Below are 15,784 nucleotides of genomic sequence, written 5' to 3'. Positions count from 1 at the left end.
GCATGGATCCTAGGGTCTCCGCGACGTCGCTACGCTCCTGCTTCGCCCTAGGATGACGAAGGCATGGGGACTTGTCGATAATCGCGAAGGTTGGGGGTTGGCATCGCTAACCTTCACAATTCGCGCAGGAGCAAAGTCTCCAAACGGTCTCTCAATCCGTCCGGATCCACACGCCTTTGGTGTTGAGATACTCGTCGAGGTGCTCCGCCCCACCTTCACGCCCGTAGCCGCTCATCTTGTAGCCGCCGAAGGGCACCGCTGGGTCGATCGCGTGGTAGGTGTTGACCCAGACCGAACCAGCGCGCAGGCGGTTGGCCAGTTGATGCGCCTTGCCGAGGTCGCGGGTGAACACGCCGGCGCCCAGCCCGTAGGGTGTGTCGTTGCCGCGCCGCACCACCTCGTCCAGCGTGTCGAACGGCAGCGCCGAGATGACCGGGCCGAAGATTTCTTCTCGGGCGATGCGCATGTCGTCGGTGACACCGGAAAAGACGCTCGGCGCGATGAAGTTGCCGGCGCCCAGCGCGCCTTCGGTGATGCGGTTGCCGCCGGTGACCAGCCGGGCACCCTGTCTGGTGCCGTCTTCGATGAAACCGGTGACGCGTTCGAGCTGCCTGGGTGAAATCAGCGGCCCGATCTCGGTCTCCGGGTCGGCGCCGTCGCCGATCCTGAGCTTTGCTGCATAGGCCGAGACCCGCTCGACGAACTCCTCGTAGATTGGCCGCTCGACGAACAGCCGCGAGCCGGCGATGCAGATCTGGCCGGAATTGGCGAACACCGACATCGCCGCGATCGGCACGGCGCGTTCGAGATCGGCGTCGGCGCAGACGATGACCGGCGACTTGCCGCCGAGCTCCAGCGAAACGCGCTTCATGTTGCCGGCCGAGGCGCGCAGGATGTTCTGGCCGGTGACTGTCGAGCCGGTGAAGACGATCTTGTCGACATCCATATGGGCGGCAAGCGGTGCTCCGGCCTCCGCACCCGTGCCGGTGACGACGTTGACGACGCCGGCCGGCACGCCGGCCTCCATCATCAGCGCGCCGATCAAGAGCGGCGTCAGCGGCGCTTCCTCGGAAGGCTTAAGCACGATGGTGCAGCCGGTCGCCAGCGCCGGGCCGATCTTCCAGATCGATGCAGCGGTCGGCGCATTCCACGGAATGATCGCGCCGACCACACCGACCGGCTCCTTGCGCGTGTAGGAGATGATCTCGCCCGGCAGCGAATTGCCGATCGTGTGGCCATGGATCGACGTCGCCATGCCGGCGTAGAAGCGCAGCATGCCAAGCACGCGATTCTTGTTGGCCAGTGTGCGCACGATAGGCATGCCCATATCCGTGGTGTCGGAAAGCGCGATCTCTTCCCAGTGGCGCTCCATCAGGTCGGCGATCTTCAGCAGCAGCACCTGGCGCTCATAGGGCTTGAACCGGCTCCACGGTCCGTCGAAGGCGCGCCGGGCCGCCGCCACGGCGAGGTCGATATCGCCTGAATCGGAGAGCGGCACGGTGCCGATCACGGCGCCGGTCGCCGGGTTGCGCGTCTCGAAGGTCCGGCCACCGAGCGCGTCGCACCAGGCGCCATCGATCAGCATCTTGCGGTGCCGGCCATCGATGGGCGTGTGCGGCGGCAAGTCTCTCACCGGTACGGTCATGCTCGTGTCCTCAGAACCTAGCGGGCGGCCCAGATGAGACCCCGTTCGACAATCAAGGCCATTTCCGGGACCGCGAACTCGTCGGCATTGTGTCCGAGAGCGCTGTAGAAGACCTTTCCGGCCCCGTAGCGACGCTTCCAGACGACCGGCATGACAACGCCGCCTATCCCCGGGAAATGCGCGTCGGTGAAAATGGTCGTGGCCAGCACCTCGTTGCTCGGGTCGACATGCATGTAATACTGCTCCGACCGGTAGGCGAAATCACTGACGCCTTTTGTGATCGGATCATCCGGTCTGGTGATGGCGACCGTGTAGTCGATGATATCGCCGGGATGCGCGACCCATTGGCCGCCGGTCATGAACTGATAGTCGGGCTCGTTGCGAAAACTGTCGCCCATCGTGCCATGGAAACCGCCGAGCCCGCTTCCCCCGCGAACGGCAAGCGTCAGGTTCTGCAACTCGGTCTTCTCGATCGTCGACATCGTGATGACAGGCACGATGAGATCGAAGGAAGCAAGCGCCGGATCGGCGAACATCTCTGTGCCTTGGCCAAGCGTGACGTCGAACCCGTTCCGCTCAAGCAGGTTCCGAACGATATTCGCGCTCTGCTCCGGCGTATGGCCCTCCCAGCCGCCCCAGGCGATCAAGGCTTTCTTTGGCATGGTGTACCTCCCTGGAGCACTCCGCCTCGATCGATCCGGCGTCAACGCCAGCCCAGCGCCGGCGCGACATGGGTCAGGATCGCCTCGATGACATGCGCATTGTAGTCGACGCCGAGCTGGTTCGGAACGGTGAGCAGCAGCGTATCGGCCTCGGCGATCGCCTCGTCCTGCGCCAATTCCTTGATCAGCACATCCGGCTCGGCGGCATAGCTGCGCCCGAAGATCGCCTTGGTGTTCTCCTCGATGAAGCCGATCTGGTCGCGGCTCTCATTGCCGCGCCCGAAATAGGCACGGTCGCGATCGTCGACCAGCGCGAAGATGCTGCGGCTGACCGAGACGCGCGGCTCGCGCTTGTGGCCGGCCGCCTTCCAGGCCGCGCGATAGATGCGGATCTGCTCGGCCTGCTGGATATGGAACGGCTTGCCGCTCTCGTCGAATTTGAGCGTCGAGCTTTGCAGGTTCATGCCAAGCTTCGCCGCCCATTCCGACGTCGCGTTGGTGGCCGCGCCCCACCAGATCCGCTCGCGCAAGCCCTCCGAATGCGGCTCGAGGCGCAAGAGGCCGGGCGGATTGGGAAACATCGGCCGCGGATTGGGCTGTGCGAACCCCTCGCCGCGCAGCGTCTCGAGGAAGACCTCGGCGTGATGCCGCGCCATGTCGGCGTCGCTTTTGCCTTCCGGCGGCGCGTAGCCGAAATAGCGCCAGCCATCGATCACCTGCTCCGGCGAGCCACGGCTGATGCCGAGCTGCAGGCGGCCTCCGGCGATGATGTCGGCCGCACCCGCATCCTCGGCCATGTAGAGCGGATTCTCATAGCGCATGTCGATGACCGCGGTGCCGATCTCGATGCGGCTGGTCTTGGCGCCGACGGCCGCCAGCAGCGGAAACGGCGAAGCGAGCTGGCGGGCGAAGTGATGCACGCGGAAATAGGCGCCATCCGCGCCAAGCTGCTCGGCGGCGACGGCCAGATCGATGGACTGCAAAAGCGCATCCGATGCCGAGCGCACTTGCGATTGCGACGAGGGCGTCCAGTGCCCGAACGACAGGAAACCGATTTTCTTCATAGCCATGCGATATAAGGATGCGCGTCAGGCTTCAATGCAAAAGAGATTTTTCGACACGCCCGATCAAGGCTCATGCATCGCTGTTTTCGAAGGCGCCGATGCCTTGTGCGATCAGGTTGGTCGCCATGACCAACGAGACGATTGCCGCGGAATTGAAGACGACGACCCACCATTTGCCGCCGGTCAGGAAGCCATAGCCATCGGCGACGGCCAGCCCCCAATCTGCCGATGGCGGCTGGATGCCGAGGCCGAGAAAGCTCAGCGTCGCGATCGAAAAGAACGCGTAGCCCAACCTTGTCACGAGCTCGATCAGGATCGTTTCCCTGATGTTGGGCAGGATCTCCAGGAACATGATGGCAAGCGGCCCCTCACCGCCGAGCCGGGCGGCGCTGACATAGTCGCGCTCCTTCTGCTCGCGCACGGCGGCGCGAACGGTGCGCGCCACCAGCGGCGCGTAGGCGATGCCGATCACCAGGATGACGGTCAGGTTCGACGGGCCGATCGCCACCAGCGTCATGGTGACGAGAACGATGAACGGAAACGCCATCAGTGTATCGAGCAGCCGCGCCCCGATGGCATCGACCAGGCCGTCGAAATAGCCAAGCACCAGGCCGATGATGCTGCCGGCGGCGACGCCCGCCAGCGTCGCCAGCGGCGCAACCAGCAAGATGTCGCGCGACCCGACGACAATGCGGGACAGCACATCGCGGCCGAGCTGATCGGTCCCGAACCAGTGCAGAGCGTCGGGCGGCGTCAGCATGGCGAGGAAATCCTCGGCATAGGGATCGTAGGGAACGAAGAGGTTGCCTGCCATTGCGCACACGACCCAGAACAGCAGCAGCAGCGATCCGACCACGACCGATGGGGGCAGTGCGGCGAAAGCCTTGCAAATTCTGCGCACTGCCGGAAAGCCGGCGACAGCGCGCCTCGGGGCGGGAAACTCCGCCAGATCCGTCATGGCGAGGTCCGGCGGCGTTGCCGCGGATCGAGCAGCGCCAGCACGAGGTCGCCTGCCGCCGCCGACAGCACGAAGATCGCCGCCATCACCAGCACGCCGGCCTCGAGCATCGGGAAATCGCGGGCCTTGGCCGCATTCAGGACCAGATTGCCGAGCCCCTGGATGCCGAACAGCGCCTCGATCACGACCAGCCCGCCAAGCATGTAGCCGGTCTGGGTCGCAAGTACCGCAATGGTCGGCGTCAGCGCATTGCGCAGCACGTGCCGAAAGATGATCTCGCGCCGCTCGAGCCCTTTCAGGACGGCGGTGCGCGTGTAATCGGCGGCAATCGCCTCGATCACCCCTGCCCGCGTCATCCGGGCGATATAGCCGGCAAGGTTCAGCACCAGCGGCAGCGCCGGCAGGATCAGATAATAGCCATGCGTCCAGAAGCCCGCGGCATCGGGCGCAACGCCGGAGATCGGGAACCAGTTCAGCCACAGACCGAAAACGATGAGCAGCATCAGGCCGGAGACAAAGTCCGGAACGATGCCGAAGGAAACGCCCGCCATGACGATCAGCCGGTCGATCAAGCGGCCGGCATTGAGACCGGCGATGACGCCGGCGCCAACCCCGAGCGGAACGAGAAAGAGCAGGATAATGCTGGCAAGGGCGGCAGAGCGCTTGAGGCTTTCCAGCACGAACGGCGCCACCGGCCCGCGCATCGACAGCGAGGTGCCGAAGTCACCGGTCACCGCCTTGCTGAACCAGAGCCAGTACTGGACGAAAACCGGCTGGTCGGCGCCGAGCCGCTTGTTCAGTTCCGCCACCGCCTGAGCGTCGGCAAACGGCCCGAGCATCACGCGGCCGACATCGCCGGGCAGAACCTGCCCGGCGAAGAACACCAGGATGCTGACCAGCCACAGCGTGAGGAGGAGTGTGCCCACACGCGCTGATAGAATGCGGCCGGTCAGCATGTGGCGATCATGCCTGGACGAAGGAAACGCGGTCGAGCAGCAGATGCGAAATCGCGGTGAAGCGCACGCCCTCGACCTTGGAGCTGACGATCCGGCTGTATTGCGAGAAGTAGCTGATGATCGCCGGCGTCTCGTCGAGCAGCAAGGTCTGGATCTTGCCGGCAGCGAGGCGCTGCGCCTGGAGGTCGCGCGCCTTCGAGTAGTCGAGCAGCAGCGCATCATAGGCCGGGTTGTTGAAATGCGCCGCGTTCCAGGCTCCCGAACTCTTCAGCGTCGCGTTGAGGAAGATGTCGGGCGTGCCGCGATGGCCGTAGTCGGTGATGCCGAGCACCGAATCCAGCCAGGGCGAGCTGCCGAAGGTCGCCGAGCCGTAATAGGCATCCTGCGGCAGGACATTGAGCTTGACGTCGATGCCGGCCTTCTTGGCGAAGTTCTGGATGATCACCGCATAGTCGGGAATGTCATAGGCGCGCTCGGTGGTCAGCGTCACCTCGAAGCCGTTGGGCACACCCGCCTCGCCAAGCAGGCGCTTGGCCTCGGCAATGTCCTGCTTGCGCTGCGGCACCGATGAATCGGCCGAGGGGAAGATCGGCGCGAACGGGGTGTCGTTGCCGACGATGGCGCGGCCCTTCAGCAGTCCCTTGACGATCGCCTCGCGGTCGATGGTGAGCGCCAGCGCGCGGCGGATGCGCTTGTCGGTGAACGGCGCCTGGTCGGTCCTGAGATGCACCTGGTCATGCGAGCTTGCCTGCACGCTCAGCAGCTTGAAATTGGGATTGCCTTCGATCGCCAGCTCCAGGCGCGTCGTGCTCGGGATGACGTCGAGCTGGCCGGCCTGCAGCGCAAGAACCTGCGCCTGCTCGTCGTCGAAGAACTTGATCTCGACCCGATCGGGCAGCGCCTTGTCGCCCCAGTAATCCTCATTGCGCACGAAGCTGGCGCCCTGCTTGGGACGGAAGGATTCGAGCTTGAACGGGCCGGTGCCGTTGAAGTTCTTCTCGAAATCGCCGGCATAGTCGGCCGGCAGGATGACCGCATTGTAGACGTCGGACGAGACATAGAAGGGGAAGTTGCTATTGGGACCATCGAGATCGAAGGCGACCGTCTCGTCGTCGACCAGCTTGGCGCCGCCCTTGGACAAGATGCCCTTGTAGGCGGACAAGGCCGACGAGCCGCTGGCCGGATCGACCAACCGCTCGAAGCTCGCCACAACGTCTTTGGCGGTGACCGCGCGGCCATCGTGGAATTTCACGCCTGGCCGCAATTTGAAGGTCCAGCGGCTGGCCGTCTCGTTGGCTTCCCAGGACAGAGCGAGCTTCGGCTGCAGCCCGTCCTTCGGATCGTCGAGGATCAGATACTCGCCGACCTGGCTGATCACCCCGATGCTGGCCGGATCGGTGACCGAAACCGGATCGATCGCCTTGGTCGGCTGGCCGAGCCCGACACGGACCGTGCCGCCAGCAGCGGCCGCAGCGCGTGCGCCTCCCAGCCCCTGCGAGGCGGCAAAGCCGGTCAGGCCGAGCAATGCTGCGTATTTCAGGAGATCGCGGCGCTTGAGAAAACCGCCCTGATATTCGTCGACGGCGACATTCCAGATGCCCCCCGACAGGTTGCGAACTGCGTCGATATCTCTGCGTTTGGTCATGTTAAACCCCTGCTCTGAAATGAAGATTGAAATCTATGCGACGGGTTCGCCGTCGAGATGGATGCGGTCGACGGCCTGCGGATAGAAGGCGATGAGGCCCTTGATCTTGGGCATTTCCTCGATGGGATCGCGGTAGCTCCAGGCGATGTCCGGGCGCACCGAACCGTCGCGCAGCAGGCCGGACCAGTAGGAGGCGATGCCCTTGTAGGGACATCGCGTCGTCGTGACGGACGCCCTCAGCCGCTCCAGCCGGATGTCTTCCGCGGGCAGATAGAAACGCGTCGGCAGATGCGTCTCGAACAGCAGCACCGGGCGATGGCTGTCGGCGATCGGCTCGCCGTCGAACCAGATTTGCACATGGCTCGAGCTTTGCAGCACGTCGATGCGTGCATACGGGTCCCGCGCATGGACGAAGACTTCCTCTTCCTCCTCGAACCACTGGTCGACGGCCTTCCAGGTGAAGGCTATGCGCCCGGCCAGCGGCGACAGGTTTTCATCCGGCGGCGACACGAAGGACCACGCTGCGTTGGCGCTCCGCCTGTCGCCGCTGTCGATATCCCAATAGGCGGTCTCGCCACCGACCGGATGCGGCTCACGATGCAGCGAAGGCTTCAGCACCGATGGGTCGACCGCTGACGGCGGGAAGAAATAGATCGGCAGGAAGTGATCCAGCGCAGCACCAGCACGTTGCGGCTGTCGGCAATGGTGCGGCCGCCGAATTTGACGCGCACGCGCTTGGGGCTGTGCAGGACATTGACCAGCTGCGGAGCGGTCGCTTCGCGCGGCTGCAATCTTGGTGCGACGGTCATGATTGGTCTCCCCGTCAGGACACGGCGCGCGCATTGTCGCGCTGCTCGGCGAAGCGGTTGGCGGGCCGCGCCAGGCCGAAACGGTCGCGCAGCGTTCCCGGCGCGTATTCGGTCGGGAACACGCCACGGCGCTGCAGCTCCGGCACAACCTGTTCGGCGAAGTTCACCCAGTCCTCGGGCAGCAGCGGGAACATCAGGTTGAAGCCGTCGGCGGCACCCGAAACGAACCAGTCCTGCAACTGGTCGGCGATCTGTACCGGCGTGCCGGCGACGGTCGGCACCGAACCGCTGTTGGCGAGCTTGCGGGCGATCTCGCGCAGGCTGAGATTCTGCTTCGTCCACTGCTTGACCCGGTTGAGCGAGGTGCGCCCGCCATTGAACGTGCTCTCGTCCGGCAGCGGCGGCAGCGGCCCGTCCGGCGGGAACAGCGACAGGTCCAGCCCGCTCCAGCTCGACAGAAGGTCGATGCCCACTTGGTCGGGCAGTAATGTCTGCAGGTACTCCTGCTTCTCCCGCCCTTCCGCTTCCGAGCCGGCGACGATCGGCAGGATGCCGGGCAGGATCTTGAAGCTCTCCGGCCGCCTGCCGTGGCGGGCGAGACGCTCGTTGATATCCTGGCGATATTTGATGCCGTCTTCCTTCGTGCTGTAGATGGCGAAATGCGCATCGGCCTGGGCGGTGGCAAAGTTCTTGCCGTCCTCGGACGAGCCCGCCTGGACGATCAGCGGATGGCCCTGCGGTGGCCGTGAGACGTTGAGCGGTCCGCGCACCTTGAAATGCTTGCCCTTGTGATCGATTGCGTGGACCTTGTCGGGGTCGGCGAAATAGCCCGACGCCTTGTCGATCAGCAGCGCCTCGTCTTCCCAGCTGTCCCACAGCCCCTTGACGATATCGAGGAATTCGGCCGCGCGCTCATAGCGGAACGCATGCTCGATATTGCCGTCGCGGCCAAAATTGCGCGCCTCCTCGTCCATCGCCGAGGTGACGACGTTCCACGACGCCCTGCCCTTGCTGATATGGTCGAGCGAGGCGAACATGCGCGCCACATTGTAGGGCTCGCTGTAGGAGCTCGACGCCGTGGTGATCAGGCCGATATGCTTGGTCACGCCGGCCAGCGCCGACAGCAGCGTCAGCGGTTCGAGGCGGGCATTGGCATAGTGGGCGACGCCGCTCTTCACCGAATCCCAGATCGACACGTGGTCGGCGACGAAGATGGTGTCGATCCTGGCGCGCTCGGCCGCCTGCACAAGATCGCGGTAGAATTCGAAGTCCAGCACTTCCCGGCCCGGTGCCCGCGGATGCCGCCACGACATCCGATGATCGCCCTGCGGGTTGAAGAAAAAAGCGCTGAGGATCATATGGTCTCGAGCCATGAAGGCCTCCTTCCAGATCTGCTCCGGAGACCGTCGCGCTGCCTCAGCAAGCGGCGACAATCTCTGCTGATGCGAGAAAGGTAGATTGCGCTCCGGCTTAATCCGAGTAATTTTATAGAGATAATGCATTGCGAAAGCGGAAGCGATTGCCCTCGATGGCGGCGCTGGAAGAAAGTGGTTTCAAGTCCCATGTCCTCCTCGGTTCTGAACGTAGACCAGCTGTCCATCGCCTATGACGGGCGCAAGGGATCGCATCCCGCCGTCAGCGGCGTGTCGCTGCACATTGGCGAAGGCGAAGCGCTCGGCCTGGTCGGCGAGTCCGGATCGGGCAAAAGCTCGGTGGCGCTCGCCATATTGCGATATCTGCCGAAGAACGCCCACCTCGCGGCGTCAGCGCTGGAATTCCAGGGCCGGGAAATCCGCGACCTTTCCGCCGAGCAGCTGCGCCAGCTCAGGGGAAATCACATCGCGGCCGTCTACCAGCACCCGGGCGCGGCGCTCAATCCAAGCATGACGATCGGCCGCCAGATCACCGAGACGATCATGCGCCACCGCCCGGTTCGCCTCGACGAAGCGCGCGACCGTGCCGCCGAACTGCTGGGCCGTGTCCGCGTCACCCATCCGGAGCGGGTTTTGGAGCTCTATCCGCACGAACTCTCTGGCGGCATGCAGCAGCGCGCCAACATCGCCATTGCGATTGCGCTCGATCCATCGCTGCTGGTGCTGGACGAGCCGACGACGGCGCTCGACGCCAGCGTCCAGTCCGAGATCATCGCCATCCTGCATGACCTGCGCAAGGATCACAAAACCAGCATCCTTTTGATCAGCCACGACATCCACATGATCCGCCGCTCCTGCGACCGGGTGGCGGTGATGCAGGCGGGCACGGTCGTCGAAAGCGGCGCCGCCGGCGATGTCTTCGACAACCCCTCCCACGCCTACACCAAGGCGCTCATCGCCTCGATCCCGGCGCTCAACTACACCAAGCGGGATGGAAGACTGGCTGAGGCGGACGGCCTGCCGTCGCCCCAGTCTGTCCGGGCCGAGGATGCCGGCGCACCAACAGAACGCCGGATCGCGATCGCCTGCAAGGGCATCAGCCACGCCTTCGGCGGCCAGCCAGTGCTGCACGGCATCGATCTCGACATCGGCCAGGGCGAAACCTTCGGGCTGATCGGCGAGTCCGGTTCCGGCAAGTCGACCCTGGCACGGATCGTTACCGGCCTGCAGACGCCTGACGCCGGATCGGTCGAGCTGTTCGGCAGGACGGTCGCGCCGCGCGTTGAGAAGAGAAACCTTGCCGAACGGCGCGACGTGCAGATGGTCTTCCAGTCGCCGGATCGCACGCTCAACCCACGCCAGCGGATAGGCCGCATCCTCGGCCGCCCGCTGCGCCGGCTCGCCGGCCTGCGCCGCAGCGAGGTGAGAGCCCGCGTCAGCGACCTGCTGGCCTCGGTTCGCCTCGCCGGCACTACCGCCGAGCAGAAATCGCGCTCGCTGTCCGGCGGCCAACGACAACGGGCGGCCATCGCACGCGCCTTCGCCGGCGTGCCGAAGGTCGTCGTGCTCGACGAACCCACCTCCGCGCTCGACGTCTCCGTCCAGGCGACCGTCCTCAACCTGCTCAACGACCTGCAGCGCGACAAGGACACCACTTACCTTTTCATCAGTCACGACCTCCGGGTGGTGCGCTACATGGCTGACCGGATCGGCGTGCTCTATCGCGGCCGCCTCGTCGAAACCGGCTCATCCGACCAGATTTTTCGCGGCCCTAACCACCCCTACACAGCCCTGATTCTGGCAGCGTCCTCCGATGAGGCCGAGCCGAAACTATCCGCTCCAGCCGGGATCGAGGCAGCCGGCATTCCGCACACGGGATGCGCCTTCGCCGACCGCTGCCCCCTGGTCCTGCCCGAGTGCCGAAAGGCGGAACCACCCGCCATGGAGGTCGCAGCCGGCCACCGGATCGCGTGCTGGCGGCACGGCCAGGGTTTGTAGGCGGATCACCGGCAGTCCGAAGGCCCGCAGCGGCAGGGCGGCAAGCAAATCGTCGATGAATGGAACCTCTCCGACGGCTGCTGCGAAGTTCATGCCGCCATGCCGGGATTGGGTGCTTCCTCGCATACAATTACATTCGATTGTGCTAATATACAGCAGTCATGCACATTCGTTCGTGACGAACATGTGGGAGGATGCGATGAAAACCATGAATCGCAGGTCTGCAATTGCTCTCGGTGTGACGGCTGCCGCGATAACGCCTCTGTTCACCCTGGTGGCGTCCGCGAAGGTCAAGAAATACGGCCCGAAGGAAGGCAAGGAGATTGCGCCCGGTGTCAGAGTGGTTGAGGTCAGCACCGGCAACTCCGACATTCCCGCCTACAAGAGCATCGCGATTGTCGACGTGGTGTTTCAGCCCGGAGCACACGCGCCTCAAATGATGATGGACAACGACATGGTATGCACCATTACATCAGGCGCATTCACCATCAAGAAAGTAGACAAGGAATTCAAGCTCAAGACAGGTGACATGTACACCTGCTCCAAGGGCAAGACAGACGAGGCGACGAATACAAGCAAGGAGGTCGGCGTGCATCGTATCGCCGTGCTGATACCTGCCTAGCAGACCGCATTCCGGCCGGATGGAAGGTCGCACGCCGTCCGGCCGTCGCTTGCGTACAGCCGGGTTGCTGGCCTCGTCCGGCCAACGCCCTTCAGCAAGATCGGCAGGATCCCGCCGCTGGTGCCAGCCGGGTCGCAGTCGCATGCTCGCTTTCCGTTCAGGCACAGTGCGATACCGGAATTGGCTCTTGAACGGCCAACTCGGACACGCGTAACATCGCCCCATCTGAATTGAGTCTGCTTTATTAGTCCGGACTAACCTCCGGATTGGTTTGGATATTTCCCTTGAACACGCAAGCAATCGGCGGCGCGCCGGAGCGCGGCAAATCGTTTGCCCATGTGGCGGAAGCCTCCTGGGGCAAGGGCCTCAGCACCTTGCTCCGCATCGTGCGCATGACACTGCGCCATCCCTGGCAGGTCGCCATCACCATCGTCTCGACTTTCATCGCCGCGACGCTGCAGCTTTTCATTCCGCGCCTGCTGGGACGCGCCATCGACCAGGCGCAGGGCGTGATGGCCGCGGGCGCCGGCACTGCCGCGGAGCAGGCGCTGTGGACCACGGCGCTGACGCTGCTCGTCGTCAGCATCCTGCGCGGTCTCTTCACCATGGCGCAGAACTACTATGGCGAGGCCGTCGGCCACCGCACCGGCTATGAACTGCGCCTGGCTTTCTACGAGAAGATCCAGCGCCTGAGCTTCGCCTACCACGACAGGGTCCACACCGGCGACTTGATCACGCTCGGCCTGCTCGATCTCGACGGCGTGCGCATGTTCTTTTCAACCGGCATCCTGCGCGTGGTGCTGCTCGGCGTGCTGATCGGCGTCGGCGCCTATCTCTTGATCAGCACCGATCTCGTGCTCGGGCTGCTCAGCCTGAGCTTCGTGCCGTTCGTCGCCTGGCGGTCCTCGGTCACCCAGCTGGCATTGCGCAGCACCTGGCTGACGTTGCAGGAGCGCCTCTCGGTGCTGAGCCGGGTGATGGATGAGAACCTCGGTGGCATCCGCGTCGTGCGGGCCTTCGCGGCACAGCGGCATGAGCTGGAAAAATTCGACCGTGCCAAATTGTCGGCGCTTGAGCTCGCCAATCAGCGCGTCGACATCCGCGTCTCGAACACCAGCGCCATGAACTTCTCGTTCCTGGCCGCCATGGGCCTGGTGCTCTGGTTCGGCGGCCAGAAGGTGATCGCGGGCCAGATCAGCGTCGGTACGCTGGCCCAGTTCCTCACCTTCATGACCATCCTGCAGATGCCGGTGCGCCAGCTCGGCCTGATGGTCAACTCCTTCGCGCGCGCCTCGACCTGCGGCACAAGGCTGTTCGAATTGCTCGACGCCGAGCTCGACATCGAGGACGCGCCCGATGCCAAGGACCTCGTCGTGACCGACGGCGTGCTGCGCTTCGACAATGTCGGCTTCCGCTACGAGGGCGCGGGCGACCGGCCGACGCTGTCGGGCATCTCCTTCGAGGCAAGGTCCGGCGAGACCATCGGCATCGTTGGTCCGCCGGGCAGCGGCAAGTCGACCATCGCGCACCTGATCCCGCGCTTCTACGACGTCACCTCGGGCAAGATCACCATCGACGGCCAGGACATCCGTGCGGCGACGCTGCAATCGCTGCGCAAGGCCGTCGGCGTCGTGCAGCAGGACGCGTTCCTGTTCACCACCTCGATCGAAAACAACATCGCCTACGGCAATCCCTGGGCGCGCGAGACGCGCATCGGGCAGGCCGCCGAGTACGCCCAGCTGCACAACTACATCATCGGGCTCCCGGCGGGTTACACCACGGTCGTCGGCGAACGCGGCGCGTCGCTTTCCGGCGGCCAGCGGCAGCGCCTGACCATCGCGCGCAGCCTGATGCTGCGGCCATCGGTGCTGGTCTTCGATGATTCCACCGCGGCAATCGACGCCGGCACCGAGCAGCGCATCCGGGCGGCGATGAAGCGCTTCGCCAAGGACCGTGTCACGCTGATCATCTCGCACCGGCTGAGCTCGCTGAAGCATGCCGACCAGATCCTGTTCGTCGAAGGCGGTCGGATCGTCGAGCGCGGCACGCATGAGGAATTGCTGGCGCTCGGCGGGCGCTACCGTGCGCTCTACGATTTGCAGCTGCGGCCGGACGATGATCGACCCCTGGTGGGAGCCGCGTGATGTCGACACAGAGCGACGACGAGAAGGAAGACACCAGCGGCCGGCCGACCAAGGCGGTCGTCGGCTCGCATCGCGACGAGGAAGAGGTTTTCGGCAAGGCCTATGATCCGCGCATCATCAGGCGCATCTGGAGCTTCGTGAAGCCATATCAGAGCCGGATTTTCATCTCGGTCGCCGCGGTGCTGGTGTTCACGCTGACGCAATTGGCGATCCCGCTGGTCATCCGCTACGCCATCGACCACGGCATGACGGCGGGCAGGCTCGACCAGTCGGTGATGATCGCCGCGATCGGTGCTTTCTCAGCGATCATCCTCATCAACTACGGCGCCAGCTATGTGCAGGAAAGCGTCGTCGGCAAGGTGGCCGAGAACGTGCTGTCCGACCTGCGCCGCGCCATGTTCAGCCATCTGCAGCGGGTCTCTTTGAGCTTCATGGACAAGACCGAGGTCGGTCGGCTGATGTCGCGCCTGCAGGGCGACGTCAATTCGATGCAGGAATTCCTCGAAACGTCGGTCATGTCGGTGGGCGACATCGTGCTGTTGTTCGGCATCGTCAGCGTGCTGCTCTGGCTCGATTTCCGGCTCGGCCTGCTGACGCTGTCGACCATGCCGGTGCTGTTCATCGTGCGCCTGTTCTGGCTGCCGCGCGCCAAGGTCGCCTTCATGGCCGCGCACGAGACCAATTCGATCGCCAACGGCGCGCTGGCCGAAGGCATCCATGGCGTGCGCACCGTGCAGAGCCTGGAGCGCCAGCACGTCAATTTCGACCTTTACGACGAGAAGGTTCTGGCCAACCTCAATGCCCATCTGACCTCGGCGAAATACGCGCAGGTGATGGTGCCTATCGTCGACACGCTGACCGGCATCGCCATGGCGACGGTCATCGTCGTCGGCGGTTCGATGGTGCTCTCGCACAGCCTCGACATCGGCGTCATGGTGGCGTTCCTGTTCTACATCCAGCGCTTCTTCGACCCCATCCGCTCGCTGACCATGCAGTACAGCGTCATGCAGCGCGCCATGGCTTCGGGCCAGCGCATCTCCGAAGTGCTCGACGTGCCGGTCGACGTCAGCGACAAACAAGGCGCTATCGCACTGTCGCGCGACATGGACGGCTCGGTCGAGTTCAGGAACGTCACCTTCGGTTATAGGCCAAACCAGCCGGTGCTGAAGAACATCTCCTTTCGCGTCAATCCGGGCGAGACCGTGGCCCTGGTCGGCCCGACCGGGTCGGGCAAGTCCAGCTCGATGGCGCTGGTGCACCGCTTCTACGACGTCTGGTCAGGCGAGGTCCTGGTCGGCGGCCACGACGTGCGTGACCTGACCCAGGATTCGCTCGGCGATCAGGTGGCCATGGTGCTGCAGGAGCCGTTCCTGTTCTCCGGCTCGGTGCTGGAAAACATCCGCTACCACAAGACATCAGCCAGCCGCGAGGAGGTGGTGCGCGCCGCGCAGGCTGTCGGCGCGCACGATTTCATCGAGAACCTGCCCGATGGCTACGATACCGAGCTTGAACAGCGCGGCGGCAATCTCTCGCTCGGCCAGCGCCAACTGATCAGTTTCGCGCGCGCACTGGTGGCGGATGCCAAGATCCTGGTGCTCGACGAAGCCACGGCCAGCATCGATTCCTACACCGAGATGCTGATCCAGAAGGCGCTGATCACCCTGCTGGAAGGCCGCACCGGTCTGGTCATCGCCCACCGTCTGGCCACCATCCGCGGCGCCGACCGCATCATCGTGCTGCAGAACGGCGAGATCGTCGAAAGCGGCAACCACGAACAGCTGATGGCAAGAAAAGGCCTCTACGCCCGCCTCTACACCATGAACTACGCCTCGTTCGACGACATTTCCGAAGGCGAGTTGGAACTGGACGCGGCGGTCGGCAAGGCGACGTGATTGGGCTTAGTGGTGA

At 64.3% G+C, this 15,784-nt stretch carries 11 protein-coding genes and 1 pseudogene; 4 read left to right on the top strand and 8 right to left on the bottom strand.

What is annotated here, in order from left to right:
• Nucleotides 1–151 precede the first annotated feature (151 nt).
• The 8 genes and pseudogenes from HB777_04895 to HB777_04860 form a co-directional block, all read right to left on the bottom strand.
• Nucleotides 152–1,645: an aldehyde dehydrogenase family protein gene (locus HB777_04895; protein QND63310.1), complete on the bottom strand. Its 1,494-nt coding sequence runs from the start codon at nt 1,643–1,645 to the stop codon at nt 152–154.
• Nucleotides 1,646–1,662: 17 nt separating this feature from the next.
• A complete protein-coding gene (locus tag HB777_04890; GenBank protein ID QND63309.1) occupies nt 1,663–2,307 on the bottom strand; it encodes a hypothetical protein in 645 nt (214 codons plus the stop codon).
• Nucleotides 2,308–2,348: 41 nt separating this feature from the next.
• Nucleotides 2,349–3,371, bottom strand: coding sequence for an LLM class flavin-dependent oxidoreductase (locus HB777_04885; protein ID QND68657.1), 1,023 nt, complete (start codon nt 3,369–3,371; stop codon nt 2,349–2,351).
• Nucleotides 3,372–3,441: 70 nt separating this feature from the next.
• Entirely contained in the window at nt 3,442–4,329 is an 888-nt protein-coding gene (locus HB777_04880; protein ID QND63308.1) for an ABC transporter permease, read from the bottom strand.
• Complete coding sequence (locus HB777_04875) at nt 4,326–5,285, bottom strand: ABC transporter permease (protein QND63307.1); 960 nt, start codon at nt 5,283–5,285, stop codon at nt 4,326–4,328. Before HB777_04875 ends, HB777_04880 begins: the two co-directional genes overlap by 4 nt.
• 7 nt (nt 5,286–5,292) lie before the next feature.
• Nucleotides 5,293–6,930, bottom strand: a complete 1,638-nt coding sequence (locus tag HB777_04870) for an ABC transporter substrate-binding protein (protein QND63306.1) — start codon at nt 6,928–6,930, stop codon at nt 5,293–5,295.
• A gap of 33 nt (nt 6,931–6,963) precedes the next feature.
• Nucleotides 6,964–7,739, bottom strand: a pseudogene (locus HB777_04865) (DUF427 domain-containing protein).
• Between the two features lie 14 nt (nt 7,740–7,753).
• Nucleotides 7,754–9,112: an LLM class flavin-dependent oxidoreductase gene (locus HB777_04860; protein QND63305.1), complete on the bottom strand. Its 1,359-nt coding sequence runs from the start codon at nt 9,110–9,112 to the stop codon at nt 7,754–7,756.
• A 189-nt stretch (nt 9,113–9,301) separates the two neighbouring features.
• On the opposite strand from HB777_04860, the gene HB777_04855 reads away from it, so the two are divergent.
• The 4 genes from HB777_04855 to HB777_04840 all read left to right on the top strand — a co-directional run bounded on the left by HB777_04855 (nt 9,302) and on the right by HB777_04840 (nt 15,768).
• The gene (locus tag HB777_04855; GenBank protein QND63304.1) at nt 9,302–11,110 is read left to right on the top strand and encodes an ABC transporter ATP-binding protein; all 1,809 of its coding nucleotides are present in this window, start codon (nt 9,302–9,304) and stop codon (nt 11,108–11,110) included.
• A 199-nt stretch (nt 11,111–11,309) separates the two neighbouring features.
• Nucleotides 11,310–11,732: a hypothetical protein gene (locus tag HB777_04850; GenBank protein QND63303.1), complete on the top strand. Its 423-nt coding sequence runs from the start codon at nt 11,310–11,312 to the stop codon at nt 11,730–11,732.
• A gap of 284 nt (nt 11,733–12,016) precedes the next feature.
• Entirely contained in the window at nt 12,017–13,876 is a 1,860-nt protein-coding gene (locus HB777_04845) for an ABC transporter ATP-binding protein (protein ID QND63302.1), read from the top strand.
• Nucleotides 13,876–15,768, top strand: coding sequence for an ABC transporter ATP-binding protein (locus tag HB777_04840; protein ID QND63301.1), 1,893 nt, complete (start codon nt 13,876–13,878; stop codon nt 15,766–15,768). Before HB777_04845 ends, HB777_04840 begins: the two co-directional genes overlap by 1 nt.
• Nucleotides 15,769–15,784 lie beyond the last annotated feature (16 nt).

The organism is Mesorhizobium loti (assembly GCA_014189435.1).
GTDB lineage: Bacteria > Pseudomonadota > Alphaproteobacteria > Rhizobiales > Rhizobiaceae > Mesorhizobium > Mesorhizobium loti_G.
Note: the sequence above shows the minus strand (reverse complement) of the source record. Positions and strands in the feature narration are given on the sequence as shown.